Source organism: Streptomyces sp. 7R007 (assembly GCF_054850255.1).
On the sequence record NZ_JBTWMV010000013.1, the window covers coordinates 186,323 to 211,787 of the forward strand.

A 25,465-nucleotide genomic window follows, 5' to 3' on the forward strand; every position below is an offset into this window, starting at 1 on the left:
CCGTCAGATCCAGTGAGCGGGGTCGGCATAGCCGAGGCGGTCGGCCACGTGCAGGGTCGCCTTGTCCAGCGCCCGCCCGATCAGGTCGGCGCGGCTGTGCCAGCGGCCGGCACGCGGCGCGGCGGTGGCGACGACGGGGGCGATGCCTTGGTGGACGGCGCGCCGCAGCCCGTCACGCAACGGGATGCCGAGCCACTGGCACAACCGCTCGAAGGAGGCGACCCGGCGCTCGGCACTGCCGATGAAGTCCTCGAAGCGCAGGGTCAGGCTCTCCGACCGGCAGGCACCGAGGTCGTCGAGTACGGCCTGGTGGCTGCTGCGCCACTGGAAGGCGCACACGTCCAGCAGCGGGGCGCCGGTGAACTCCTGCCAGCCGGGCGGCAGATCGAACTTCCACCACCACCGGTTGTCCTCGCACCGCTCCACGTAGTCGGTGATGGCCAGCGGGGTGCTGACGCGGTGTGCGTGGAAGCCGTGGTGCAGCCACCCGTCGTACAGGCCGTTCACCGCGGCGGCCGGGTTGCGGGTCAGGTGCAGGATCCGCATCCGGGCGTTGGGGAACAGCGCCCGCAGGAAGTCCAGGCGATGGACGTTGCTGGGCGTCTTGATCACCAGGGTGCGCTCGCGCAGGTCGGCCGGCGTCACCCGGCGCCACGGGCGGGCCAGCACGAACGGCGGCTCCTCGACCAGCACCGGCCCGGGCGCCCGGGGCGAGGGCGCACCGAACCCCTCCCGGCGCAGCAGGTCGTGCGGCAGGTCGTAGTACCAGGGGCTGACCTCCAGGCCCTGGCGATGCAGGTGCCGCAGCATCGCCAGGGTCACCTCGGCCGCATCCGGCGGCGGGACCCGGCTCAGCAGTTTCCTGGCCTGTGCGGCGATCTCCAGCGGGTCGAGCGGCAGGTGCGGCCACTGCACGGTGAGCCGCCAGGCGATGTCCAGCGCCAGCTGTTCGGGGTCGCCCCCGGCGGACGCGGTACCGGCGTCACAGGCCAGTTCCTGGTCGAGCAGGTGCCGGGCACTGGGCAGCAGCGCGTCGAGGTGCCCGGCGTCGAGCCGGTCGGAGCCGGTGCCGCTGGCCGGGGGGACGAGGTCCACCAGCCGCAGGAACGGGTTGATCTCGGCCTGGAGGTGCAGCAGGTCCTGGGAGGCGCGCAGCGTCTCGGTGAGCATGCTGGAGCCGCCGCGCGAGCTGGAGGCGATGACCAGCACGGAGCGCACCCTGGCGGTGAAGTCCTCCAGCGGACGGGCCCGTTCCTGCCTGAGCACCCGCAGCCGGTCGTGCAGCGACAGCAGCACATCGGGTGCGCTGGTGTCGCGGTGCCCGTCCGTCGCCCGGATCACAGGGGCTTCCTGAGCGAATACACACACCATCGCCACTGGTCACGGATGGATCCGTCGGGCAGCACTTCGAAGGGGTGGACGTCGCGGACCTCGGCAGGCGCGTCGTAGAACAGCTGCTGGATCTCGCGCCGGTGCGCGGGGGTCGTCTCGTGGGTGTCGATCCACAGGTCGATGGACTCCCACAGCAGGTGCTCCGTCATCCGCACGTCGGTGAAACCCGCTCCCGTCAGCAGGGCGCGGAACTCCTCCTCGCGGAACATCTGGTAGAGCAGCGGCTGCTTCTTCTTGAAGACGCGGTACATCCAGAAGGCGTCCTCGTCGGCGAAGGGCACGATCTGGCCGACGATGAACTGACCGCCGGGGCGCAGGACCCGGAAGATCTCCGACACCGGCCGCTCGGGCTGCGGCAGCAGGTGCAGTACCTCGCGGGTGACCACCAGATCGAAGGAGGCGTCCGGGTAGGGCAGGTCGTAGACGGTGCCGCGGTCCACGCGGTCCAGCCGGGACGACGCCAGCTCGACCATCTCCGGGGTGAGGTCCAGGCCGATCATCTCCCCGACCCGGCCCCTGAAGGAGCCGCCCACGACGCCGCTGCCGCAGCACACGTCGAGCATCCTGGCGTCGGCCGGCACCTCGCACATCTCCACGTGCTTGGCGAGCAGTTCCTCGTCCGTCAGCCAGGTGCACGAGTCGTGCCAGTTCTTGGACCGGATGCCGAACTGCCGCTGGTAGACGGTGTAGTCGATGTCCAGCTCGCGGCGCTGGTGGCGGGCGGTGCGGCCGGCCAGGCGGGCGGCGAGGCGGGCCCGGGCGGCGTCCAGGACGCGGTGCGCCACCTGCCGTCCCAGGTGGTCGTCGCTCTCGATGCGCCGGGTGAACTCGGCCGCCACCGCGTCGTGCACGACGCGGTCCACCTCGGCGTTCTGCAGCCGTTTCTTGGTCTGCCCGTCGAAGCGCGGAGCGGCCATCCGCAGGGAGACGACCGCGGTGAGGCCTTCGAGGACGTCGACGGTGGTGATGCGCTCGCCGGTGCGCGCGTCCAGCAGCCCCTGGGCGGTGGCGTAGCGGTTGATCACTTCGGACAACGCGGCCCGGATGCCGTCCACATGGGCCCCGCCCTGGTCGGTGCGCACGCCGTTGACGAAGCTCCGCAGTTCCTCGGTGTAGCCCTCGGTCCACTGGAAGGCCAGATCGAAGGAGACCGAGGCGTCGTCCGCGAACGACACCACCACCGGTTCGGGGTGGACGACGGTCGCACCGGCGTTGAGGTGGTCCAGGAAGCCGCGCACCCCGCTGCTGAAGGCGTAGCGCGTCACCTGTCCGGTGCGCTCGTCCACCAGGCGGGCGGTCAGGCCGCTGTGCAGGAAGGCGATCTCCTGGAGCCGTTCGCCCAGCGCCGACGCGGAGAACTCGACGGTGTCGAAGATCTCCGGATCGGGCCGGAAGGCGATGACGGTGCCGCGCCGTTCGGCCGGTCCCCGGACGCTCAGCGCGGCGGTCGGCTCACCGCGTACGTACTCCTGGCTGTAGTGCGTCCCCGCGCGCCGCACGTCCACGCGCAGCCATGCCGACAGTGCGTTGACGCACGACAGTCCCACGCCGTGCAGTCCGGCGGAGTGCACGTAGTTGCCCGCGGTGAACTTGCCGCCGGCGTGCAGGGTGGTCAGCACGACCTCGCAGGCCGGGCGGCCCGAGTCGGGGTGCGGGTCCACCGGGATGCCGCGGCCGTCGTCCTCCACGACGCAGGTGCCGTCCTCGCGCAGGGTCACCGACACGGTCGTGCAGAAGCCGGCCTTGTGCTCGTCGACCGCGTTGTCCAGCAGCTCCGACACGAGGTGGTGCAGGCCGTCCGCCGTGGTCGACCCGATGTACATCGACGGGTTGCGGCGTACGGCCTGCAGTCCGGAGAAGACCACGATCGACGAGGCGTCGTACCGGTCCGCCGCCACCGCGGTCTGGGTGAGGAGATCCTCAGTCATCCGTGCCTCCAGGGGAGATGAGGAGGGCGGGCTGTACGCCGGACGCGTCCGTGAGCTGGTCCAGCGCGGTCTTCAGGCGACCGGTGTGCCGCTTCTTGAGCGCCGTCAGCGTGCTCAGCCAGCTCGCCGCGTCGGCGTGGCCCTCCGCATGGGCGGCGGCGGTCAGGCGGGGGTACAGCTCGCCGGCGTCGTGGAGGGTGTCGACCACGCTGGAGGCGAGGTTGAGCCGGGTGTCCCCGACACCGTCCGTGCGGTCGGGGTCGCCGGCCTCGCGCAGCACGTCGAGATGGCCGTGCGCGGCGCAGACGAGGCTGTCGGCCAGCTCGGTGAAGAGCCGCGCGATCTCGCCGTGCCCCTCGATCTCGGCCGTCTGGGCGAAGTAGGTGTAGCGCACCGCGGAAGCCGCCTCGGCGGCCACGGCCGCGCGCAGGTCACCCGCGAGTGCGTCGGACAGATACGTCATGACTCTCCTCGGGAACTCTCCTCGGAAGGAGTGCGCACGGGCTCGGGCTTGGTGCCGGCCGCCAGGACGAACAGCATGTGGTCGGTGAAGCGCCCGTCGGCCTCGCGGACGGCGTGCAGTGCGCGGAAGTCCAGCGAGGCGGTGCGGTAGACCTCGCGGATCGCCTCCCGGCGCTCTTCCTCGATGGCTCCGTTGTCCGACCAGACGTCCACGTCCTCCAGCGACACGTAGGACCGGGTGTCCGTCCGGTCGCACCCCGCCTTGCGCAGCAGGTCCTCCAGGTCGGAGGGGAGGAAGAAGTGGCGCCGTACGGGGTTGCGCAGCCGCAGGATCTCGAAGTACTCCTCGCGGTCCCGCTCGTCGTAGGCGCAGAGGTTGACCACGACGACCCGGCCGCCGGGCCGGACCACGCGGACCATCTCCGCCACCGCGTCCGGCAGGTCCATGAACTGGATGCCCTGCCGGCACACGACGACGTCGAAGGAGTCGTCCTCGAAGGGGAGGTTCTCGGCCGGGCTGATGACCAGGCGGTCGAGGTGGGGCGCGGCCTGCTGGGCCATCCCCTCGGTGAGGTCGACGCCGACCAGCTCCGCGACGCGTCCGCTGAACAGACGGGACACCAGGCCGGTGCCGCAGGCCACGTCGAGGACGCGGGAGTGCGGTTCCGGGCGGGCGAGTTCGAGCAGCAGATCGCCCAGTTCGGTGTCGGTGCACCAGGAACTGGAGCGGTCGTAGGTGGGTGCCCGCAGGGAGAAGTGTTCGGCTACGTCCTTGCGACTGATGGTCAACAAAAACTCCTCGCAGTCGGCTCCGGGTCCGCCGCCCCGTCGCGAGCGGGCAGGGGGCGGACCGGGAAAGAGCGGTGGTGTCGGGCTGCGCGGCGTCACAGGGCGGTACGGCGCGCGGGCAGGTGCGGCGCCGTTCCCGCCGCGGGGACGCGGACGCGTCGCAGGACCGTGCGCAGGCGGAGCCGGCGCACGTACACGTCGCGGCGCAGGCGGGCGCGGTGGTTGTCGTCCTCGCGCAGGGAGTGCCACTCGATACGCGCGCGCAGCCAGGCCGAGCGCACGGCCACGGCCAGCGGTGAGGGATCCGGTTCGGTGGCCGCCGCGGGGTCGACCGGATAGCCGAGCGACCGCTTGAGCGGCCCGGTCACCTTGTCCACCAGCAGCCGCTCACGGCGGGAGAGCCCCTGGCGGCCGGTGCCGATACGGTCGGTGACGACCGGCTGGCCGGCCTGGTGCCAGGCTTTCGCCAACCGCGCCGTCTGGCGCGCGTCGGCGGACTTGTGATGCTCGAACATGGCCGGCTCCGGACGCTCGTCCAGGAAGGCGCAGAGCCGGCCGATCTCCTCCCGTGGCCGCGAGACCAGGTCCTCGTAGCGCAGCAGGTGCACCCGTTCGGCGCCGTAGGTCTCCAGCGCCGCTTGGGCACGCTCTTGCTGGGCCCGCCACAGCTGTGCCATGCGGTAGGGGTGGCTGGGGCCGAACACCGCGCGCTTGGCGGAGGCCGCCACGTCGCACGGGTCGCGCACCAGCCACACGAACCGTGCGTCCGGGCGGCCGGCCAGCACCTCGGCCACGTGGTCCACCATGAAGGTGCTCTTGCATCCCCAGCGGGCCTTGCCGGTGGCGATGCGGTGCTCCTCGTAGACGGCGGCCACGATCCCGAACAGGTCCGGTGCGGCGGCGGCCGCGGCCAGCACCCGGCCGGGATCGACGGGGTGCGGCCACGGATGGATGTGCCGGCGCAGCAGACCCAGGGCGTCCGCCACCGCCCGCGCACGCCCGGCCGGGTCCGACAGGTCCCCGTAGGATCCGGCGACGGGCGTGAGGAACCGCATGAAATGCGGTGGATGCGGGATGGTGATCCGCGAGTGGGCGTTGAGGATCAGCCGCAGCAGGTTGGAGCCCGATCGTTCGGTCCCGATGATCAGGACGGGACCGTGCTGGTCCGTCATGCCTCGCCGACACCGGCCAGCGACGGCGAGGGCATCGTCTTGGCGCCGCACTGCATCAGGCTGCTGCCGGCCCGGGCCACCTCGGGCGAGGCGCACTGGTCGAGGGTGAAGCGCTCCGAGCCGGGTGCCAGCGGGCCGGCGGCCGAGCTGAACTCGGCGCGCCACTGACGGCCCGCGTAGCTGGTCGAGCGCTCCGACCCGTCGTCGGGCTGCGGGTGGAAGTACTGGAAGTGCTCGGGGAAGTGCCGGAAGTTCATCACCGGCCCAGGCTGGTAGGCGTCGTAGATGCGCTTGTAGGCGTCCCGGCACACCTGCTCCGGCAGTCCGGAGACGTTGAGGAACTCGTCCTCGTGCAGGGCCTGTTCGATCGACAGCCAGTTCAGGTGGTCGACTTCCGAGCGGATGGTGCCGGAGGCGAGGGCCTGCTTGTAGATCGTGGTCCCCGGCATGGCCGACAGGTACTTCACCCGGGTGACGTGGTTGTACGTCTCGGCGAACTCGACCATGTGGCTGAGCGATTCCTCGCTCTCGTTGGGCAGGCCCACGATGAGCAGGGAACCGAAGCGCACACCGGCGTCGAAGGTGGTCCGCATGGCCCGCACGGTCAGGTTCTCACTGCTGCCCTTGCGGGCCTCGCGCAGCACCTCGGTACCGAGCGACTCCACGCCGTAGAGGATGATGTCGCAGCCGGAGTCGCGCATGGCGTTGATGCGGGGCTCGTCCATGTCGGCGCACCGGGTCAGGCACGTCCAGCGGATGTCGTGGTCCTTGATGACGTCGCAGATCTCCAGCGTCTGTTTGCGGTGGGAGCTGAACGTCAGGTCGACGAAGAAGGAGAACTCGATGCCGTACTGGCTCTTCAGCCATGCCATGTCCCGGTCCATCTTCTCCGGCGACTTCGCCCTGACCTGCGGCGTCGTCCGGTAGCAGAAGGAACAGTCCATCTTGCAGCCGCGGCTGTAGGAGGAGATGATCTGCGGCTGCAGGCCCATCGGGCTGTGGTACTGGGGCCACAGGTCCAGACGCATGCGCGGCAGCGCGTCGAGGTCCATCATCTGGCCGCGCGGCCGGGTGCGCTTGGCCTCGCCCTCCGGGGTGCGGTAGCAGATGCCGCGGATGTTGGGCAGGTCCCGGGACCAGTTGCCGGAGGCGTAGCTCTCCATCAGCTCCAGGATGGTGATCTCGCCCTCGCTGATGACGACGATGTCCGCCGCGGTGTGCTCCATGAAGATGTGCGGCACCGACGTGCACAGGGAGCCGCCCACGATGATCGGCACGTCCGGCTCCGCCTCGCGGACCTTCGCCATCAGCTCGCGGCAGAAGGGGAAGTTGTCCTCGAAGGTGCACAGGCCCAGCACGTCGGTCTGCCCGACGATCTGGTCGTAGGCCGACTTCAGCGGGTCGAGGTCGTAGCGGACGTCGACGATGCGCACCGGGTAGCCGGCGTTGTGCAGGACGGTCGAGATGTAGCTCGCGCCCTCGTACGGTGAGGTCAGGAAGAACTCCCAGCCACGCGGCATGGTGAACGGGGACGGGCCCACGACCAGGGTGAAGCGCGGCAGCGACGGGTCGGTGGGGACCGGGGTGACGTCCTGTTCGCGCATCTGGTTCATGAACTGGTGGTCCACCAGTTCATCGGCGTTCGCGTACAACTCCAGGGCGAGGGATTTGGGTGCCATGAAGCGCTCCTTTGCCAGTCGGCTTGAGAGGGGTTCTCAGCTGCTGAGTTGGGTGCGGTCGGTTTCGGCCGTGGCGGTGCGCAGATGGGCGGCGATGTGCCGCCAGTAGGTCGCGTAGGTGTCGGCGAGGTCGACGATCATGTCGGCGCAGTGCTGCGGGAAGCTGTCGACGAGCCGGTCCCACTGTGGCACGAGCTGTGCTTGAGCGTCGAACAGGCGCAGGAGGGCCCGTCCGGTGTCGGTGAGGCGCAGGGAGGGGTCCTTGCGCAGCAGTTGCAGGAGCGTGGCAGGGGTGCGGGGACGCTCCGGCAGACGCAGGACGCGGGGGGCGGGGGTGTCGTGTGCGGGGAGGGTTCGCGCTGGTGAGGGGTGGGGGGTGGCGGGGTCCTGGGGGGCGGGGGCCGACGGCAGCGGGGGCGGCGGGGAGCCGGTGCGGCGCAGGCGTTCGGGGAGGGGGTCGCGGCCGGTGCGTAATCGTTCACGTACGTCGTGGGCGGTGCCCAGGGAGATGCCGGCTTTCGTGGCGACCTCGCGCAGGGGCATGGTGGGGTGGGCGGCGATGAGTTGGCTGGCGCGGCGGCGCCCTTCGCCGGCGTCGACGGGCCGCATCCGGCCGTCCTGGCCGATGCGGGTGTTCGAGGGGGGAATCTCCGCGGACGAACGCCGGCGGATGGCGGCCACGGTCTTCGGGGACAGACCGGCGGTCCGGGCGATGGTCCGGTCCGACCAGTGGGGGTGGGTGCGGGCGATACGGGTGGCTGCGGCGGTGCGGTCGGCCAGGGACAGCGGCAGTCCGTGGCGGACGTTGTTCTGCACGGCCAGGACGAAGGCGTCTTCCTCACTGCCGTCGAAGTAGTGCACGGCGATCTGGGACTGTCCGCGCAGCCGGGCCACGCTCAGTCGGTGCATGCCGTCGATGACACGCATGGTGGGCCGGTGGACGAGGATGGGGGGCAGTTCGCTCGAGGTCTCCAGCAGTGTCCGCAGATGGTCCGGGTCCTCACCCGACAGGCGGGGGCAGGCGGCGACGGACAGTGCGTCGACCGGGACCAAGTGCACTGGTTCGTGGGGGATGTGTCGTACCCGATTGTCCTCAGCTGACATGGGGCCTCCGTGTTGAGGGAGCCAGCGGAACACCCGCTTCCATCAGGGAGCCTACGAAGCCCCGATCAGTAATCCATCAACGCTCCATCAGCAACTTCAGAAGGGAACAGGACGTGCCCAACGTGTTGCTCGTCTCCCTGGACACCGTCCGGGCCGATGTCGCCTACTCCGGGAAGATGCCGGGCATCGAAGACCTCCGCCGCCGGGGCACCACTTTCCGGCAGGCCATCTCCTCCGCGCCGTTGACGCCGATCAGTCACGCCAGCGTCTTCACCGGCCTGCAGCCGGCCCGGCACGGCATCCGCCATCTGCTGCGCGAGCAACTCGCCCCGGACGCGGTCACCTTGGCGGAACGGCTGCGTGAGGCCGGCTACGCCACGGGCGCGGTGGTCTCCTGCCCCGGACTCAACCGGTGGTACGGCATGGACCGGGGGTTCGACTTCTACGACGACGAGATCCCGCGGCTGCCGGACGGCAGCGACCCGTTGACCGTGCCGGACGTGAAGATGCGCGGCCTGGCCCTGAAGCGGGCCCCCGTGGTGGTGGAGCGGGCCATGGACTGGCTGTCCCGCCAGACACAGCCGTTCTTCCTTTTCGCCCACTTCTTCGACGCGCACTGGCCCTACGAGCCACCCGAGGACGTCTGCCCCACGGCCGCCAACCCCTACGAGGGCGAGGTCGCCTACAGCGACCACTACCTGCGCAAGATGCTGGCCCGCATGGAGGAGATGGGCCACGATCTCGACGACACGGTGATCGTGTGCTTCTCCGACCACGGCGAGGACCTGGCCGGGTGGTACCCCAACGACCACGCCGGCTCGCTCGGACACCCCTACGAGGAGGGGCACGGCTGTCTGCTGTTCGACACCACCCAGCATGTGCCGCTGATCATCTCCGGCCCGGGACTGCCGCGCGGCGCGGAGACGGACCGGCAGGTCCGCCTGGTGGACATCGCCCCGACCGTGCTGGAACTGCTCGGCATGGACAAGGCGAGCGTGGACGGGGCGTCGCTGACGGAGTTCCTGCGGCCGGAGCCGACCGGGCAGTCCCGTCCGGCCTACAGCGAGACCTACTACCCGGAGGAGCGCCGGGCGGACGGGCAGTACCCCTCTCTGCTGCCGCTGTCGTCGGTACGGCTGGACGACGAGCAGGGCGGGCGCCGGAAGGTGATCTGGCAGATCGGCGGTGACGCGGTCGAGAGCTACGACCTGCGCACCGACCCGTGGGAGCAAAACGGGCACACCCTGGCCAGGGGCACGGACGGGAGCGCTCCGAGCACGCCGCCGCGGTGAAGCGGCTCGGCCCGCCGCCCGGCCTCAGGCCGGCCGCGGCGGGCCGGAGGCCGTGTCGTCGCGGCGCAGGATGCCGGTGAGGCAGCCGAGCGCGCCGGCCGCCTTGACGTATTCGCCGACCTCGACGGTGAAGACCTCCAGGCCGGCCGACTCCAGCCGGCGGCGGGTCACCGGGCACCCCGCGGGCATGAGGACCCGGCCGGGTCCCAGCGTCACCAGGTTCATGGCGCGCCGCCGGACCACTTCGTCGTCCGGCTCCAGCTCCAGCAACTCGTAGCCACGAAGCGCCAGTTGCGTACGCACCGACGGGCTCAGGGCGGCGGTGTGGACCACCGCACGCCGGCGGTCCACGAAGACGACCGAGCCCAGCAGGTGCTGCACCCCCGTGCCCACCGGCACCGTCACGGTGTCGATGCCCTGGGCGGCCAGCACCTCGCGCACGATGCCGGCCCCCGCGTCGTCGGTGCGCAGCCCCCTGCCCAGCAGCACGGTGTGCTCGTCCACCCAGAGGGCGTCGGCGCCCTCGAAGACCGCGGCGCCGGTCATGGCGCGCAGCAGGGGGACGCCCAGGGCCGCCAGCGCCGCCGCCGCGTGGCGCTCCTCGCCGGCCCGCTGGGCGGACGCCGGACGGGCCAGTACGACGCCCTGCGGCGTGGCCAGGAACAGGTCGCGCACGAAGACGATGTTCGGGTCCGCGGTGGCCGGCGGGACGAAGGTGTGCACGTTCACGCCCTGCGCCCGGTAGGCCTCGGCCACCGCCGCGAACTGCTCGTGCAGGCGCCCCGGATCGGGGGGCTGGTGCATCAACTGCCCGGCGGGGTCGGTGATCGAGGCGACGGCGGCGGGCGGCTCGGCCAGCAGCACGTCACGCAGGGGCGCCCACTCCGAGCGGTAGCCGCAGCGGGTCCACAGCACGCCCGCGGCGACCTCCTCCTCGTGGGTGGTGGCGCGCGGCCTCCAGCCGGGGCCACCGAGGTCACTGGTGAGGGTGGCCGGGGTGGCGCCGGACGGGGTGTCGGTGCCGGGATGCGACGCCATGTCAGACGGAGTAGCCGAGCGCACGCAGCTGGCCCCGGATCTCGTCGGTGAAGGACACCTGGTCCGGCTCGCGCAGGGCGGTGCGGTAGTCATCGAGCGCGGCCAGCAGATCGGCGCCGTCGTCGGCGGGGTCGCGACGCGGCACCGACGACTCGTCGAAGCGCTCGACCCACGACATCTCGGTGGACTGCATCTGCTGGAACCACTCGCTGTACTGGCGGGTGAGGCGCACCACGCGCCGGTCGTCCAGGTAGGCGCTGTGCCCGACGAGGTAGTGCCGCAGAGCGCCCGGCTGCTGCCCGGCGAGCTGCCGCTGCTGGTAGGTGACGAACTCGTTGAGTTCGGAGGTGTAGGCCTCGGCGAGGGCCGGCGCGTCGCCGCGCAGCTTCTCCGTGCCGCGCACCACCGGGGCCAGGGAGCGGCCGTCGAAGACGCCGGTGGCGGGAGCCGCGATACCGGCCAGTTCCAGGACGGTGGGGGCGATGTCGACGGTACGGATCCGGTTGCGGTGGACGGCGGGTGCGACATCGTCGCCCACGACGATCAGCGGAACGCGCAGGACCGCTTCGGCCATCGAGTTGAAGTGGCCGTTGGTGCGCTCGTCGAACTCCTCGCCGTGGTCGGCGAAGATCACCAGCAGCATGCGCCGGCCTGCCGCCGCCATCCGTTCGCGCAGCCGGTCGACGAACGGGGCGAACCGGGTCTCCAAGAAGTGCTGCACGCCGTCGAGGTAGATCTGGAACAACCGGTCGTACTGGCCCTCGGCGTGCAGGTAGGCGATCGCCCGCTTGTAGCGCACGAGCAGTTCGGTGTCCTCGGGGTCGCGGTAGCTCTCCACCAGCAGGTCGGTGAAGGGCAGCGACTTGGGCAGCCCGGCCGTCAGCTCGGCGACCTTCTCGCGGTAGGCGTCACCGCCGAAGGCGAGGTTGTGGAAGCCGTAGGGCGAGTGGACGGCGCCGAAGTGGGCGCAGGACACGGAGGAGTCGGCGGCCAGGACGGCGTCGATGAAGGTGTCGTCCTCCTCCACGAGATACGTGTCGATGTCGCGTGTGTAGCCCAGCTGCGGCCCGAGGATGATGGGGAAGTCGGTCTTGAGTACCGTGGCCCGGCCCGCGCGGCGTCCGTAGGTGAAGACGGTGGGGGCGCGCAGCGAGCCGTTGTAGAACTCGTGCAGGCCGTTGTGCAGGGGGAACTGACCGCTGAAGATGGCGCCGTGGGCGGCCGCCGTGTAGGGGGCGGCGCTGATCACGTTCGGGAAGTAGGCGCCACTGCCGGCCAGTTCGTCCAGCACGGTGGTGCGCACCGGTCGTATCGCGTTGTATTTGTGCGGCCACAGCGGTATCGGATTGCAGGAGAGCGCGTCACTGCGCAGGGTGTCGATGGAAATCAGTACGACGTGATCGTAGGAGGCGTTCAGTTCCACGGGCATTCTCCTCGACTCCAGTGGGTCCGGGCTGCGGAATAACGCGGATATCGTGTTCGAGCGGGGAACTTCCTCGGCTGAACACCGTGGCCGACGGATCAGTCGTGCTGGGCCGGGTACACCTCCGGACGGTCCAGCGGAATCTTGAGCCAGGAAATCATCTGGCGCAGCTGGTGATACGCCGCGAGGCGCTGTTCGTCGCTGTCGGCCTCCTCGGCCGCGGCGATCGGCTCCCACAGCCGCGGCACCATCACCGGCCCGAGTTCGAGCAGCCCGCCGCTGCCGCCGGTGGCCCACTTCGCCAGCACGTAGCGTGCGATGGCACCCACCGGAATGTCGAGGTTGCGGGACATGCCCCGCACCGTGACCAGCGGGTCCAGCAGGCCGTACGAGGCCACCTCGGTCTTGAAGTTGGCGTGCGGGTCGTCGGCGGGCCAGGTGCCCTTCCAGCGCCGCAGGCACACCACTTCGTGGCCCTCGTCGTCCAGCCATACGTCGTGTGCGCCGGTTTCCTCGTCCAAGGTCTGCCTCCTCGCAGGGCGCGGGCTTTCCGCCGCCGATTTTCACGGCATGCTCGATGCCGGGCAACTGCCGTGCCATAGGCGTCGAACGATGTGGACGTTGCGTCGCCGGGCCGAGTAGAACGAATTGCCCGTGGCGCGGTGTCATTCCACCGAGCCTGCTGCGCCCGGTCCCCGCCGAATGCGCCTGCCGCGGGCCGGCCGAGAAGGGAGCAATTCCTGTGACGAGCGATCGCGAATGCACCGGAGGCCGGCGATGACGGCCGTGCACCATTCCGGCGGACCGGCGGGCGTGGCGCACACCGTGCCGGACCGCTCGGTGTCCCGCCGGGTCCTGCTCGCCAGCACCGTCGGCAGCGCCATCGAGTGGTACGACTTCTACCTGTACTCGACGGCCTCGGCCCTCGTGCTCGGCCCGCTGTTCTTCCCGAGCCACTCCGCGACCGCGGGCACGCTCGCCTCCTTCGCCACCTATGCCGCGGGATTCGTCGCCCGGCCGTTCGGCGGCATGATCTTCGGGCACTTCGGCGACCGCATCGGACGCAAGGCGATGCTGGTGTCGACCCTCCTCATCATGGGCGTGGCGACCTTCCTGGTCGGTGTGCTGCCGACCTACGAACAGGCGGGCATCGCCGCGCCGATCCTGCTGGTGACGCTGCGGGTCGTCCAGGGCATCGGGATCGGCGGCGAATGGGGCGGCGGCGTGCTGATGAGCGGCGAGCACGCGCCCCCCGGACGCCGGGGCCTGTATGCGAGCTACCCCGCCAGCGGCTTCCCGATCGGACTGTGCGCCAGCACCGCGATGTTCCAGGCGGTCTCCCGCCTGCCGTCCGGGCAACTGCTCAGCTGGGGCTGGCGGTTGCCCTTCCTCGCCTCGATCGTCCTGGTGGTGGTCGGCGTGCTCGTCCGGCTGGGGGTCGCCGAGTCCCCGGAGTTCGCACGGGTGCGCAGCCAGGGGAGGCAACCGCGCCTGCCGCTGTCCGACGCCGTGCGCCAGGGACCCGCGCAGGTGGTGCGCGGTGTGTTCGCGGCCCTGGGACTGGCCATGGTGGTCAGCGTGTACACGGTGTACCTGCTGTCCTACGCCTCCTCCGGACCCGTCGCCGCCCACCGCTCGCAGGTACTCGACGCCCTGCTCGTCGGAGCCGCAGTGGAGGCCGTCATGCTGCCGGTCGCCGGACGGCTGTCCGACCGTGTGGGGCGCCGCCCGGTCATGCTGTGCGGGTACGGGGTGTGCGCGGTGGTCGGCCTCGTCGCCCCGGACTGGCTGACCAGCGGTGACCGGGTGCTGACGATCCTGGTGTTCGTCCTGGCCATGGGTCTGGGGCACGCGCTGATCTACGGTGCCTTCTCCGCGTTCCTGATCGACATGTTCCCCGTCGGGCACCGCTACTCCGCCCTGGCCGTCACCTATCAACTCGGCGCCACCATCGCGAGCTTCGGCCCCCTCGTCGCCGCCGCCGCGGCGGGCTCGCACCGTACGGCGGCGCCGGGCATGTTCGTGTTGTGGGGTTGTCTGCTGGCGGCAGCCGTGGCGGTGGCCGGCGCCAGGGCCCGCCGCTCCGGCACCGACCCGCACGAGCTCGCGGGAGCGCGCCGCAGCACGCCGCAGCACGCCACCACGCCGGAGGACCAGCTACCGGCGTCCGTTCCCGCGGAGTAGCGCACGGGCCCGGAGTGCCGCTGTCCCGCAGCTTCGTCCCGCTGTCGCCCGACCCAACCGTGGAAGGTGGCGTCGATGTCCCGACCCGCTCTGCGCCTCGCCCTGGAGATCGACGGTGACGGAGGGCATCCGGCCGCCTGGCGGCGCGCCCTGCACCGCCCTGCCCGGCTGCTGTGCGGACAACGGCTCGTGGCCACCGCCCGGGCGGCCGAGACCGCAGGTTTCCCCCTGGTCACCCTGGACGACGCCCTCGTGCCACCCGGCGCGGAACCCGACGTCGTCGGCCGGCTCGGCGCGGTGGAACGAGCCGCGTACATCGCCGCCTCCACCAGCCTCCTCGGCGTGGTGGCCACGGTCTCCACCACCTACGCGGAACCCTCCTCCCTCGCCTCCCAGCTCGCGTCCGTCGACCACCTCTCCCTCGGCCGGGCCGGATGGCTGGTGAGCACCGAACCCGGCGCGGACGCCGCCCGGGCGTGGGGCCTGACGCGCGTCAGCGGAGAGGCGAACCTGCGCGCGGAGGCGCGGGACGTCGTCCAGGCGGTGCGGGACCTGTGGGACTCCTGGGAGGACGAGGCGGTCGTCCGTGACACGGCGAGCGGTCGCTACCTCGACCGCGAGCGCCTGCACTACATCGGCTTCCAGGGCGCCACCTTCAGCGTGAAGGGCCCCTCCATCACTCCGCGCCCGCCCCAGGGGCACCTGGTGGTGATGGCTCCCGCGCACCTGGCCGACGTCGTGCGGCCGGACGTCGTCCTGGTCGACGGGCCCACCCCCGAAGAGGCCGCGGCCCAGGCGCGCGACGGCCACGCGCCGCTGGCCTTCGCCGAGGTGGACGTCGCCCTGGACACCGACACCTCGACCGCCCTCGACCGCCTGGCCGACCTGGAAGGGCACGGCCCCTGGCCGGAGCGCGGCCGCCTGCGCCACATCGGGTCCGCCGACGGCCTGGCCAGGCTGCTGAGCGATCTCGCCCCCGAGGTGGCCGGCGTCAGGATCCACCCCTTGGTCCTCGACGAGGACCTGCCCGTCCTGGCCGGCCGCGTCGTGCCCGCCCTCGTGAGGGCGGGAGTCGCCCACCGGCCGCTGCCCGGCACCTCCCTGCGCAGCCTGCTGGGCCTGCCCAGGCCCGCCAGCCGATTCACCGCCGTCCGCTCGGAGCCGTGATGACCCGCACCGATCCCACCGACGTCCCGCGCCCGGACGCCGCCCTGCACTTCGGCGTCTTCTTCGGCGGCCCCAAACTGGGCGCCGCACCGGGCAGCGGCCCGCCCTCCTCCTGGCGCGCCCACTGGACCATCTGGGCCCTGCCCCAGGGCGGGCCCCCGCTGGACCCGATGACCTTCCGGCACACCGCGCACCTGGCCGAGCGCGGTCTCTTCGACGCCTTCTTCATCCCCGAGGGACTGCGGCTGCGGGAGGTCGACGGCCATCTCCAGGACCTGGAGATGGCCGGACGGCCCGACGCCATCACCCAGTTGTGCGCACTGGCCGCGAACACCCGGCACATCGGTCTGGTCACCACGTCCAACACGACCTTCAGCGAGCCCGCCGATCTCGCCCGCCGACTGTCCGGCCTGGACCTGCTGTCCGAAGGGCGCGCCGGCTGGAACGTCGTCACCAGCGACAGCGCCTGGATCGGGGAGAACTTCCGCCGCGGCGGCTACCTCGACCACGCCGATCGCTACGAGCGCGCCGAGGAATTCCTCACCGTGTGCCGGGCGTTGTGGGACTCCTGGCCGGACGACGCGCTCGCCGCGAGCCGTGACGCGCCGTCCTGGTCCCGCCGGGGCGCCATCGGCCGGGTGCGCCACCGCGGCCGGCACATCGACGTCGAGGCGCGGGCGACGCTTCCGCGCAGTCCCCAGGGCCACCCGGTCATCTACCAGGCGGGGGCCTCACCTGCCGGCCGTGACTTCGCGGCGCGCAACGCCGACGTGATCTTCTCGCCGTTCGGCACCGACTTCGACGCGGCACTCGACTTCGCACAGGACATCAGGCGACGCCTGCACACCGCCGGGCGTGGCGCACACGACATGCGCATCATGCCCGGTGTCGAGGTCATCATCGGCGCCACGCCCGAGGAAGCGCAGGAGAAGGCCCGTTGGGTACGCAGGCAGCAGATCACCCCGGCGCTCGCCCTGCAGTTGGCCGGAGCGCTGTGGGGCCTGGACCTCAGCGACCGCGACGCGGACGATCCGCTGCCGGCGGACGAGCCCGCGGCCGTGCACAACAAGGAGCACATCGCCGAGTGGCGGGCCCTGGCGGAACGCCACCGCTGGTCGCTGCGCGACACGGTCGTCCACCTCGGCCCGCGGACCGACCACGTCGGCACGCCCGCCCAACTCGCCGACCGGTTCGTGCACTTCGCCCGGCACGGCGCCGTCGACGGGTTCAACTTCAACCCGTACGTCATTCCCGACGGCCTTGAGGACATCGTGGAACTGCTCGTCCCCGAACTGCAGGAGCGCGGCGCCTACCGCAGCGCCTACACCGCCACGACGCTCCGCGGCCATCTGGGACTGGGCCCGCCGGCCGGGCGGCGCGCGGGCGGGGGAGAGGAGGCGGGGTGAGCCGACACGGCGTTCGTCTTTGCCAACCTCGATCAGGATGGGAAGGATGACCCGCATGACTACGTCACCCCGTGCCGACGGGGCTCCGGTGCCCACTGCCACCAACGACCGCCTGCCGTGGGAACAGGTGCCCGAACATGTGCGCAGTGCCGTCGAGGGCCGGCTCGGCTCCCGCGTGGTCACGGCACGCACCCAGTCCGGCGGCTTCTCGCCGGGCGTCGCGGCACGGGTGGAACTCGCCGACGGCCGGCGCGCCTTCATCAAGGCGGTCAGCGCCGACCTCAACCCCGACAGCCCCCGCTTCCACCGTTCCGAGGCGCTGGTGGCCCGGCGTATCCCACCGCAGGCACCGGTCCCGCAGCTGCTGGCCGACGAGGACCTGGACGGCTGGGTGGTGCTGGTCTTCGAGGACGTCGACGGCGTCATGCCGAGCGAACCGTGGCACCTTCCCGACCTGCGCCGCGTGCTGGACGCCACCTTGGACCTGGCCGCCGTCCTCGACCCCGCGCCCATCGAGTCCCCCACCATCGAAGACCGCTACGGCGACATGTTCGCGGGTTTCCGGGCGATGGCGGACGACCCGTGGCCCGACCCGTGGACCCGGCGCCACGCGCGCCGCCTGGCGCAGGCGGAGGCCCAGTGGACACGTGCCTGCGCCGGCACCGCCCTGGTCCACGCGGACCTCAGGGCCGACAACATCCTGCTCACCGAGGACCGCGTGGTCTTCGTGGACTGGGCCCACGGCGCGGTCGGCGCCCCCTGGTTCGACGTGGTCTTCCTCGCCGGCAGCGTCATCATGCACAACGGGCGGGACGGTATCGACGTGCTCGACGAGCACCTGGCCGAGCGCAAGGTGGACCCGGAGGCGGTGAACTGCGTGCTGACCGCCGCGACGGGCTTCTTCCTGTACCAGTCCCTGCAGCCCATCCCGCCCAACCTGGCGGGTCTGCGCGCCTTCCAGCGGGCCCAGGGCGAGGCGACGCTCGGCTGGCTGCGTGAACGCACGGGGTGGTCGTAGGTCCGCGCCGCACGGGTCTGACAGCACCCGCCCCGCCGTGCCCGCGCGGGTGGCGCCGTCCGCGGCTCAGTCGTAGTAGCGCAGCAGGGTGGGGCTGCTGCGTCGAGCGTAAGCCTCCAGCAGGCCCTGCTGACGGGCGATGCGGGCCCGTTCCGCCCGCCGGATCGACAGCAGCAGCTCCCGCGTCGCCACCAAGTCGTCGTTGATGACGTGGTAGTCGTGCTGGTCGACGAAGTCGAAGTCGCGGGCCGCCATCGCCCGCCGGAACGCGATCTGCCGCGCGCTCTCCGTGCCGCGGGCGGCCAGTCGGCGTGCCATCTCCCGCACGCTGGGAGCCATGACGAAGACGCCCACGGTCTGCGCGGGGTAGCGGCGCCGCAGGTTGAGGAAGCCCTCCGGCGAGTAGTCCAGGACGACGTCACGGCCCGCGTCCAGCGCTGCGTCCAGCGGCTCACGCGGAGTGCCGTAGTACACCCCGGTGGTGGGGTGGATCCACTGCGCGAACCGTCCCTGCTCCGCCATCCGCCGGAAGTCGTCCTCGCTGACGAACTCGTACGCCGCGGCCTCCGCCGCCCCGCGCGGGGCCCGGGTGGTCACGGACGGCACCTGCACGAGATCCGGGTCGGCCTCGAGCAGCGCCCGCGCCAGCGTGGTCTTCCCGGTGCCGGACGGCCCCGACAGCACCAGCAGGGAACCGGTGACGGGGGTCTGCAACGGCTCGGCGTCATCCACGTGCGATCCTCCCTCGATCCGATCCGGGCGGCCCGTCCGCGGCCGCCGACGACGCTCAGCCTGGCACGCGCGGGAGCAAGCAACCACAGCCCGCCCTACCTTGATCGAACATCCGCGAGGTCATCAGGATGAGCCGGTACACGCGGCGCGGCCGCGCATCCACCGGTCCCGGCCGTCGCCAGCGTGGGGACGAGACCCCTTCCGCCTATCCGCGACGGGACGAACACTCACATGGACAGCAAGGTCGAAACCCCGGACGGCGTGCTGCTGGACGGGGACTGTGACACCGACCGGCTGGTGCAGAGCCTGGCCGATCTGGGCCTGCCGCTCACCACCCGCCGGCTGACGGCACACCGCACGCTGCTGGCCGGCACCGGACTGTCCCTGCGTCTGGACATGGCCGAGGCCGGCGAGTGCGACCGGGTCTGGTGGGCGGCCTCCATCCTGCGCCGGCGCCTGCGCACGGTTCCCGACAGCGCGCAGTGCCGGTCGCCCGGCCTGTCCCGGGTGCTGCGCGACGGCGGCTGGCGCAACCCCTGCCCCGCCGCGGGTCCGGTGCCGGACCCGGCCGGAGTCATGCTCTTCAAGCCCGGTATGGTGATCACGCCGGTAGTGCTGCACGAGGTCGCCGAGCGGCTCGCCGAGAGCGGCTACGTAGCCGACCGGGCCCGCGTGGTGACCAGTGCCGAGATCCGCAGCCGGCACCTGGCGCCGCGGCACTACCTTCCCGGCATGCGTTTCGCCCGCGACGCGTCCCTCACCCGGCACGAACGGGAACGCTTCCTCGCCGTGTACGACAGGCCGGGCCTGACGGAGCTGTACGGGGTGCGCGCCGACGAGCTGCCGGTGGTGGCCGCCTACGACGTGATCGAGCGGCAGGGGCTCGCGGCGGCGGCGCTGGACGACTGGGCGACCCGCAGCGCGCTGCACCACGGCCTGGACAGCGGCAGGCTGGACGGCCCCAACTGCATCGGCGACTGCCTGCACGTGAACGTCCTGCACGGCGTCGACGGGTGGGCCGGTGGTCCGGTCGCCGTGTTGAACCCGCACGTGCCCGGTCTGGTCGCGCGGATGGAGGCGCGGGAGACCAGCGCTGTCGCGATCCTGGTGCGCGCCCGGTCGGCGACGCCGCTGCCCTGGTGGCGGGTGCGCCGGGAGCTGTGTGGGGCGACCGATCCGGCGAAGGCGCTACCGGGCAGTCTGCGCGGTGACGCGGCGGCCGGTCTGCTGCCGCTGGCCCGCTTCGACGGGACTCCCGTCACCAAGGTCAACAACGGCGTGCACTTGAGCAACGGGGCCATGGAGGCCCTGCACGATGCCTGGACCTGGTTCGACATCGCACCGGACACCACCGTCGGCGGCCGGGTGCTGTCGGCTGCCGGGCTGTCCGCGCAGGAGCTGCTGTCCGCGGCGTTCGTGACGGACGCCGACGGCCGGCTCCGGGCCGTCAGCGTCCTCACCGACGGTCTGACGCTCACCGAAGCCCGAGACGTCCTGGCCGGCACCGGGCTCGCGTCGCGGCCCTCGGACGGCCTTCTCAGGACGTCACGACAGTAGCGGAGACGGTGCCGTCGTCGTGCAGCGTCACCTGCCGTACGCCGGTGACGTGTCCCTCGCCGACGACCGTGTCGTCCCCCGTGTGCCGGAACCCGATGAGGGTGGAGGGGCAGCCCAGTATCCGTGGGCCGTTGTCGGCCTGCCGCTCGAACGGATCGTGCAGATGGCCGGTCAACAGGGCTTTGACATGCGGTCGTTCGCGCAGCGCGGCCAACAGGTGGGCCGCGCCGGCGAGTTGGAAGGCCGGGATGGTGGAGGGGCTGAGCGGGGGATGGTGCATGACCAGCACGGTCAGCCGCTCGTCCAGGGCGTCCAGGCGTTTCATCTCGGCCGCGGTGTCGATGGTGCCGTGGATGTCGCCGGGGCGTGAGGTGTCGATGCCCACGAGCCTCCAGTTGCCCGCCTCGACCGTGGTCGCCGGGAAGAACTCGGCCACCGTGCCGGGCGCGTCGTGATTGCCGGGCACGGCCAGCACCGGTGTCCGCAGCGGGGTGAGCGCGTCCGCCAGCCGCCGGCAGGCGGCCGCACTGCCGTCGTCGGCGAGGTCGCCGCTGACCACGGTGACGTCGGCGCGCACCCCGGTACGCCGATGCGCCTCCAGGGCCGTGTGCAGCCGGTGGTCCGGCCCCGTGGGGGCGTCATCGCTGACGGAGGACGTGAGATGCGTGTCGCTGAGCTGAAGCACGTGCACGGGCAAGAGGGCTCCTCGGGCCGGCGGCAGGAAATCGGAGAGGCCGATGGGCCGTGATTATTGGACTGGTCGGGCCCTGTGCACAATGCGCGCCGGATATGGCCGGATTCGGTTCGCCGTCGACATATGTGCGCTGTCCGCGGATGAACGCTGCCCAGGTCGGCGCGGCATGTGGTACTCAAGTTGTCACGCAATCGCGTTTCTTTTTCGCGTGTCGATGTATCGAACACCGAGGTGGATTGTGATGTTCCACGTCTGTCCTGGCGGCGCGTACGTATTTTCCGCAGCAGGGAAATCGGCGCCTCAAGTACCGATTTCCTCGCCCGCAGGTGCACGAAAATCCGGAGGGCTGGACGATGATGACGACTGGAACAGCACTGGTTCCCGCCGCGCCCGGCGCGGCTCAGGCGCCGGGCAGGTACGGCATGGTGTCCAGCAGTCGTGTGATCTGCGCGGCTTCCGGTAGATCCCGTTCGGCGAAGAGCGCCTGGGCCCGCTCAAGGTGGTGGCGCGCGACACCGATGTGACCGAGGTCGGCCAGTGTCCGGCCGAGCACCGTCAGGGCCTGGGCGAGGTCGCGGGCCGCGTCCAGTTCCTCGCACCCGGCGACGGACCGGGTCGCGCAGTGGACGGCCTCCTGGAGTCTGCCGGTCAGCCGCAGGGTCTCGGCCATCCGGTAGAGGGTGTACATCTCCCGGTCGCGCAGCCCGATGGAACGGCTCACGGCCAGGCACTTCCGGTACTGCGTCAGGGCGTCGTCGTAGCGGCGCAGTTCGTGCAGGGCCAGACCCAGTACGTACAGCGCATAGGCGGTTCCGGCCGTGTCGCCGATGTCGTCCAGGAGCGGCAGTGTCGCCTCGCAGGCGCTCACGGCCTGGTCGGGCCGCCCGGACAGGACCTGGGCCAGGGCGGCGTTGATGGTGGTGGCGGCTTCGCCGGAGCGGTGGCCGAGTTCACGGGCCAGCGTGATGGCTTCGGTGTAGCAGGTAACCGCTTCGTCGTAGCGCCCTGTGTACTGCATCGCCAGCCCGAGATCGTTGAGCGCCTGGCGGATGATAACGATGTCACCAGATTGGCGCGATGCCTGCGCCGCTGCCCGGGCGTGCTCCTCCACCGCGGCGATCCGCCCGTTTCGCAGCGCCAGCGAGCTGCACAGCAGGTGGGCGCGTCCGATGGTGCGCGTGTCCTCGGTCGCCTCGGCGGCCTCCAGCAGGGCGAGGGCCCCTTCCTGGAGCTGCCCGGGGCGCAGGTCTCGGTTGAACGGGCTGAGTGCGATGAGCAGGTCGACGGCCATGCGCAGGGCGGCGGTGTCGTCGGCCGGAGCCTGTTCGACCAGGTGCAGCGCGGCCGTGATGGTCGAGATCTCGTGTTGGACCCACCCGCGCGCCGCGTGGACATCGGCGAAACGCTCTCCCACGGTGGTCGAGGGGGCCAGTGTGCCGGCGACCGGGTCGCCCGGGACCGCGTGGACGAACGCGTTGCACGCGGTGCTCAGCAAGAACTCCAGCAGGCGGTGCAGTGTCCGGTCGCGCTGGTCGTGTTCGTGCAGTTCGTCGGCCAGGCGCTGGGCGAAGACCTGCACCAGATCGTGGTAGCGGTAGACGCCCGGCCGGGGAGACTCCAGCATCGCCGCGTCGACCAGGGACTCCAAGAGGTCCTCGGCCTGCTCGTCCGCCACTCCCAGCATCGCGGCGGCCGCCGGGAGCCTGAGGTCGTGGGTGCCGATCACCGCCAGCCGGCGGAAGGCATGGGCCTGCTCGGGCGTCAGCTGGCGGTAGCCCGTCTCGAAGACGGCCCTGACGGCCACGCCGCCGACGTGCAGTTCCGCGATCCTGCGCTGCTCGTCGCCCAGACGGGCGGTGAGCGCCGAGACGGTCCACCGCGGCCGGCCCGCCAGCCGTGCGGCCACGATACGCACGGCGAGCGGCAGATAGCCGCACGCCCGCACCAGTTCCTCCGCCTGCGCCCGTTCCCCGGCGAGGCGCTGCTCGCCGATGACGGCGCCCAGCAGTTGCAGTGCCTCGGCCGGGGTGAAGACGTCGAGATTGAGCTGGAAACTGAGCGGGGCCCCGAACAGCCGGGGCTGGCTGGTGACGATCACGCCGCACTGCGTGCTGCCGGGCAGCAGGTCCAGCAGGTGCTGGGCGTCACGGGCGTTGTCCAGCAGGAACAGCAGCCGTCGGTCGTTGACGACGGACCTGAACAGCTTGCTGCGTTCGTCGAGCGAATCGGGTATCGACTCGTTCGGTACACCGAGGGCCTGGAGGAAGCCGCTCAGCACCACGGAGGGATCCGCCGGATTCTCGTGGCTGCCGTGCAGGTCGACGTAGAGCTGACCGTCGGGATAGGCGTGCCGCACCTGGTGGGCCACGTGCATGGCCAGCGCCGTCTTGCCGACGCCCGCCATGCCGGTGATCGCCACCAGGGGCGGCGTCGGCCGGTCCCGCGTGGTGAGCAGGTCGTGCAGCAGCGCGACATGCGCGGAGCGGCCGGTGAAGTCGGGCAGGCCCGGAGGCAGTTGGGCCGGTACGGGCTGCGCGCGGGCCTCGTCCTCGCGTTCGCCGTCCCGTGGGGCCGTGTGGTCGTCCTCGGGTGCGGGGCGGGCGGCGGCCCTGGCGGTGCCGTCACCTCCCGGCGCCTTGATCCGCGCCGGGGGCTGCGGTGGCGGGGAGACCAGCAGGGTCGGGTCCGCGTCGAGGATGCGGCGGTGAATGGCCAGGAGATCGGCCCCCGGGTCGACGCCCTGTTCCTCCACCAGACGGTGGCGCAGATCGGTGAAGACGGACAGTGCGTCGGTCTGTCGGCCGACCGCGTACAGCGCGCGCATCAGCAGGCCGTGCGGCCGCTCGCGCAGCGGGTGGGAGGCGATGAGTTCGGTGAGCCCGGGAATGACCATGTGGTGGCGCCCGCGCGCGAGAGCCAGGTCATAGCGCTCTTCCAGGATGACCAGCCGCAGTTCCTCCAGCCGTTCGCGCTGCCGCTCGGCGAACGGGCCGGGGACTCCGGTCAGCGGGTCGCCGCGCCACATCCGCAAGGCCGCGCCGAGCAGGTGGTCGGCCTGCTGGTTGTGTCCCTCCGCGCGGGCGCGCAGCGCCTCGTTCAGCAGCGATTCCGCCCGGCGTACGTCCAGTGCCGTGCGGGGGACCGCCATCTGATAGCCGCCTCCGACGGACTTCAGCACGCGGGGCCCGTCCGCATCGGGTTCCAGTAGCTTGCGTAACTGCCAGGCATAGGTGCGTATCGTCGTCACGTCACGATGGGGTGGTTTGTCCCCCCATAGCGCTTCGACGAGTTTGGTCATGGATACGGCGTGGCCGGAATTGAGCAACAGCACCGACAGTACGGCTTGCTGCTGAGGTGGACCCACGCGGACCTCGGCGCCGCCTCGGAAAGCCCGCACCGCTCCCAGTAAGACAAAGTGGAACTCGTCCGTCAACCCGCTGGCCCTTCTCTTTTCCCCGTGGTAACGCACACATTCTTGACCGGTAGGCGGGTGGTCTCAGTTGTTGGCCGTCCGGCGGCGTGGTCGTTCGTCTACCGGCTTCGTCGGCCTGGCGAAATGGTCGTGAACTCGTCGCTCTCCACGCCAAAGACTAGCGTCGAGGGCGGCGATGACAAAAATCCTTGCGTAAGTGTCGACGCGGCCGGGACCGCGCCGGCGCCGGGTCGTGCGCATGCGGAGAAGTATGCCCCGGCTCTACGGGGCGAAGCGTGTACGGCAGTTCCGTGGGCCTCGTCGTAGAAGCGAAATTGGCGGGCAGGCGACTTGTGTTCGCCGCTGCACGGAGTCCTGCCGTCAGACCGTTCGCATGCCGGGCGGCAGGTGGTCCCAGAGGTTGACGTGCACCACGTGCCACCGGCCGTCCTTCCATTCGATGGCCGTGATGCCGCAGTTGTAGAGCGTGGCGCTGAAGGCGTCGCTGCCGGCGACCGTTCTGAGCAAGGTCTTGATGACGCCGCCGTGCGTGACGGCCAGCACCGGTCGGTGACTGTCCGCCGCCAGCCGTACCAGTTCGGTGAATGCGCCGCCCACCTGTTCCTGGAACGCCCCGTATTTTTCGGACGACTCGCCCGAGGGAGTGGTCAACGGGTCTGTGGAGCGCGGCAGTTCGTCGGCCACGCGGAAGGGGGCCTCCGCCAGAGCCGGCTGTGTGCCCACGGGCAGAGGCAGGGCTCGTGCGAGGTGATCGGCGGTCTGCCGGGCCCGCTTGAGCGGGCTGGTCCGCAGCAGTCCGACGTCGAACCGGCGTGATGTGTCGAGCAGTTCACGACGCGCACACCACTCCGCCAGGCGCTGGGACTGCTCGTGTCCGAGCGGGCTGAGCGGCATGTCCAGATCGGTCCCCGGGGCCAGCTGCCACTCGGACTGGCCGTGGCGCACCAGGTAGATCAGCAGCCGCCGGCCACCGGAGGGGCGGGTGACCGGCACCG

At 71.3% G+C, this 25,465-nt stretch carries 20 protein-coding genes; 6 read left to right on the top strand and 14 right to left on the bottom strand.

Going from position 1 to position 25,465, the window contains the following annotated elements; genetic code table 11:
• Positions 1-3: 3 nt before the first annotated feature.
• The 7 genes from ACYF6T_RS19495 to ACYF6T_RS19525 all read right to left on the bottom strand — a co-directional run bounded on the left by ACYF6T_RS19495 (position 4) and on the right by ACYF6T_RS19525 (position 8,526).
• Positions 4-1,341: a sulfotransferase gene (locus tag ACYF6T_RS19495; RefSeq protein ID WP_461698043.1), complete on the bottom strand. Its 1,338-nt coding sequence runs from the start codon at positions 1,339-1,341 to the stop codon at positions 4-6.
• Positions 1,338-3,320, bottom strand: a complete 1,983-nt coding sequence (locus ACYF6T_RS19500) for a methyltransferase domain-containing protein (RefSeq protein ID WP_461698044.1) — start codon at positions 3,318-3,320, stop codon at positions 1,338-1,340. Before ACYF6T_RS19500 ends, ACYF6T_RS19495 begins: the two co-directional genes overlap by 4 nt.
• The gene (locus tag ACYF6T_RS19505; RefSeq protein ID WP_461698045.1) at positions 3,313-3,783 is read right to left on the bottom strand and encodes a rubrerythrin family protein; all 471 of its coding nucleotides are present in this window, start codon (positions 3,781-3,783) and stop codon (positions 3,313-3,315) included. The genes ACYF6T_RS19500 and ACYF6T_RS19505 overlap by 8 nt, the downstream gene beginning before the upstream one ends.
• Positions 3,780-4,571 (bottom strand): class I SAM-dependent methyltransferase, encoded by a 792-nt coding sequence (locus ACYF6T_RS19510; protein ID WP_461698046.1) that lies wholly within the window; start codon positions 4,569-4,571, stop codon positions 3,780-3,782. Before ACYF6T_RS19510 ends, ACYF6T_RS19505 begins: the two co-directional genes overlap by 4 nt.
• Before the next feature lie 95 nt (positions 4,572-4,666).
• The gene (locus ACYF6T_RS19515; RefSeq protein ID WP_461698047.1) at positions 4,667-5,743 is read right to left on the bottom strand and encodes a sulfotransferase family protein; all 1,077 of its coding nucleotides are present in this window, start codon (positions 5,741-5,743) and stop codon (positions 4,667-4,669) included.
• Positions 5,740-7,422: a B12-binding domain-containing radical SAM protein gene (locus tag ACYF6T_RS19520; RefSeq protein ID WP_461698048.1), complete on the bottom strand. Its 1,683-nt coding sequence runs from the start codon at positions 7,420-7,422 to the stop codon at positions 5,740-5,742. Before ACYF6T_RS19520 ends, ACYF6T_RS19515 begins: the two co-directional genes overlap by 4 nt.
• Before the next feature lie 36 nt (positions 7,423-7,458).
• Positions 7,459-8,526, bottom strand: coding sequence for a hypothetical protein (locus ACYF6T_RS19525; protein ID WP_461698049.1), 1,068 nt, complete (start codon positions 8,524-8,526; stop codon positions 7,459-7,461).
• A gap of 113 nt (positions 8,527-8,639) precedes the next feature.
• Between ACYF6T_RS19525 and ACYF6T_RS19530 the strand changes: the two genes are divergently transcribed.
• A complete protein-coding gene (locus tag ACYF6T_RS19530) occupies positions 8,640-9,818 on the top strand; it encodes a sulfatase (RefSeq protein ID WP_461698050.1) in 1,179 nt (392 codons plus the stop codon).
• A gap of 24 nt (positions 9,819-9,842) precedes the next feature.
• Here ACYF6T_RS19530 and ACYF6T_RS19535 read toward each other — a convergent pair whose 3' ends face one another.
• The 3 genes from ACYF6T_RS19535 to ACYF6T_RS19545 form a co-directional block, all read right to left on the bottom strand.
• Positions 9,843-10,856, bottom strand: a complete 1,014-nt coding sequence (locus ACYF6T_RS19535) for a dimethylarginine dimethylaminohydrolase family protein (protein ID WP_461698051.1) — start codon at positions 10,854-10,856, stop codon at positions 9,843-9,845.
• Position 10,857: 1 nt separating this feature from the next.
• Positions 10,858-12,279 (bottom strand): sulfatase-like hydrolase/transferase, encoded by a 1,422-nt coding sequence (locus tag ACYF6T_RS19540; protein WP_461698052.1) that lies wholly within the window; start codon positions 12,277-12,279, stop codon positions 10,858-10,860.
• Between the two features lie 98 nt (positions 12,280-12,377).
• Positions 12,378-12,800, bottom strand: a complete 423-nt coding sequence (locus tag ACYF6T_RS19545) for a DUF6027 family protein (protein WP_461698053.1) — start codon at positions 12,798-12,800, stop codon at positions 12,378-12,380.
• Positions 12,801-13,056: 256 nt separating this feature from the next.
• Here ACYF6T_RS19545 and ACYF6T_RS19550 point away from each other — a divergent pair, with 256 nt between their 5' ends.
• From ACYF6T_RS19550 to ACYF6T_RS19565, 4 genes are all read left to right on the top strand, one after another.
• Positions 13,057-14,463 (top strand): MFS transporter, encoded by a 1,407-nt coding sequence (locus tag ACYF6T_RS19550; protein ID WP_461698054.1) that lies wholly within the window; start codon positions 13,057-13,059, stop codon positions 14,461-14,463.
• A gap of 75 nt (positions 14,464-14,538) precedes the next feature.
• The gene (locus tag ACYF6T_RS19555; RefSeq protein WP_461698055.1) at positions 14,539-15,630 is read left to right on the top strand and encodes an LLM class flavin-dependent oxidoreductase; all 1,092 of its coding nucleotides are present in this window, start codon (positions 14,539-14,541) and stop codon (positions 15,628-15,630) included.
• Positions 15,630-17,036, top strand: coding sequence for an NtaA/DmoA family FMN-dependent monooxygenase (locus ACYF6T_RS19560; RefSeq protein WP_461698056.1), 1,407 nt, complete (start codon positions 15,630-15,632; stop codon positions 17,034-17,036). The genes ACYF6T_RS19555 and ACYF6T_RS19560 overlap by 1 nt, the downstream gene beginning before the upstream one ends.
• 55 nt (positions 17,037-17,091) lie before the next feature.
• On the top strand, positions 17,092-18,054 hold the full coding sequence (locus ACYF6T_RS19565; protein WP_461698057.1) for an aminoglycoside phosphotransferase family protein: 963 nt from the start codon (positions 17,092-17,094) through the stop codon (positions 18,052-18,054).
• Between the two features lie 66 nt (positions 18,055-18,120).
• Here the strand turns inward: ACYF6T_RS19565 and ACYF6T_RS19570 are convergent, their stop codons facing one another.
• Positions 18,121-18,786 carry a guanylate kinase gene (locus ACYF6T_RS19570; protein WP_461698058.1) on the bottom strand — a complete coding sequence of 222 codons (666 nt, stop codon included), beginning with the start codon at positions 18,784-18,786 and terminating at the stop codon, positions 18,121-18,123.
• 231 nt (positions 18,787-19,017) lie between these two features.
• Here ACYF6T_RS19570 and ACYF6T_RS19575 point away from each other — a divergent pair, with 231 nt between their 5' ends.
• Positions 19,018-20,343, top strand: coding sequence for a hypothetical protein (locus ACYF6T_RS19575; protein WP_461698059.1), 1,326 nt, complete (start codon positions 19,018-19,020; stop codon positions 20,341-20,343).
• Here the strand turns inward: ACYF6T_RS19575 and ACYF6T_RS19580 are convergent.
• From ACYF6T_RS19580 to ACYF6T_RS19590, 3 genes are all read right to left on the bottom strand, one after another.
• Positions 20,324-21,034 (bottom strand): metallophosphoesterase, encoded by a 711-nt coding sequence (locus ACYF6T_RS19580; RefSeq protein WP_461698060.1) that lies wholly within the window; start codon positions 21,032-21,034, stop codon positions 20,324-20,326. The genes ACYF6T_RS19575 and ACYF6T_RS19580 overlap by 20 nt on opposite strands.
• A 403-nt stretch (positions 21,035-21,437) precedes the next feature.
• A complete protein-coding gene (locus ACYF6T_RS19585) occupies positions 21,438-24,506 on the bottom strand; it encodes an AfsR/SARP family transcriptional regulator (RefSeq protein WP_461698061.1) in 3,069 nt (1,022 codons plus the stop codon).
• Positions 24,507-24,830: 324 nt separating this feature from the next.
• On the bottom strand, positions 24,831-25,463 hold the full coding sequence (locus ACYF6T_RS19590) for a histidine phosphatase family protein (protein WP_461698062.1): 633 nt from the start codon (positions 25,461-25,463) through the stop codon (positions 24,831-24,833).
• Between the last annotated feature and the right edge of the window lie 2 nt (positions 25,464-25,465).

Coding starts and splice junctions, on each gene's coding strand:
- ACYF6T_RS19500 (WP_461698044.1), bottom strand. CDS start 3,320: ATGACTGAGGATCTCCTCACCCAGACCGCGGTGGCGGCGGACCGGTAC.
- ACYF6T_RS19505 (WP_461698045.1), bottom strand. CDS start 3,783: ATGACGTATCTGTCCGACGCACTCGCGGGTGACCTGCGCGCGGCCGTG.
- ACYF6T_RS19515 (WP_461698047.1), bottom strand. CDS start 5,743: ATGACGGACCAGCACGGTCCCGTCCTGATCATCGGGACCGAACGATCG.
- ACYF6T_RS19520 (WP_461698048.1), bottom strand. CDS start 7,422: ATGGCACCCAAATCCCTCGCCCTGGAGTTGTACGCGAACGCCGATGAA.
- ACYF6T_RS19525 (WP_461698049.1), bottom strand. CDS start 8,526: ATGTCAGCTGAGGACAATCGGGTACGACACATCCCCCACGAACCAGTG.
- ACYF6T_RS19535 (WP_461698051.1), bottom strand. CDS start 10,856: ATGGCGTCGCATCCCGGCACCGACACCCCGTCCGGCGCCACCCCGGCC.
- ACYF6T_RS19550 (WP_461698054.1), top strand. CDS start 13,057: ATGACGGCCGTGCACCATTCCGGCGGACCGGCGGGCGTGGCGCACACC.
- ACYF6T_RS19555 (WP_461698055.1), top strand. CDS start 14,539: ATGTCCCGACCCGCTCTGCGCCTCGCCCTGGAGATCGACGGTGACGGA.
- ACYF6T_RS19560 (WP_461698056.1), top strand. CDS start 15,630: ATGACCCGCACCGATCCCACCGACGTCCCGCGCCCGGACGCCGCCCTG.
- ACYF6T_RS19565 (WP_461698057.1), top strand. CDS start 17,092: ATGACTACGTCACCCCGTGCCGACGGGGCTCCGGTGCCCACTGCCACC.
- ACYF6T_RS19575 (WP_461698059.1), top strand. CDS start 19,018: ATGGACAGCAAGGTCGAAACCCCGGACGGCGTGCTGCTGGACGGGGAC.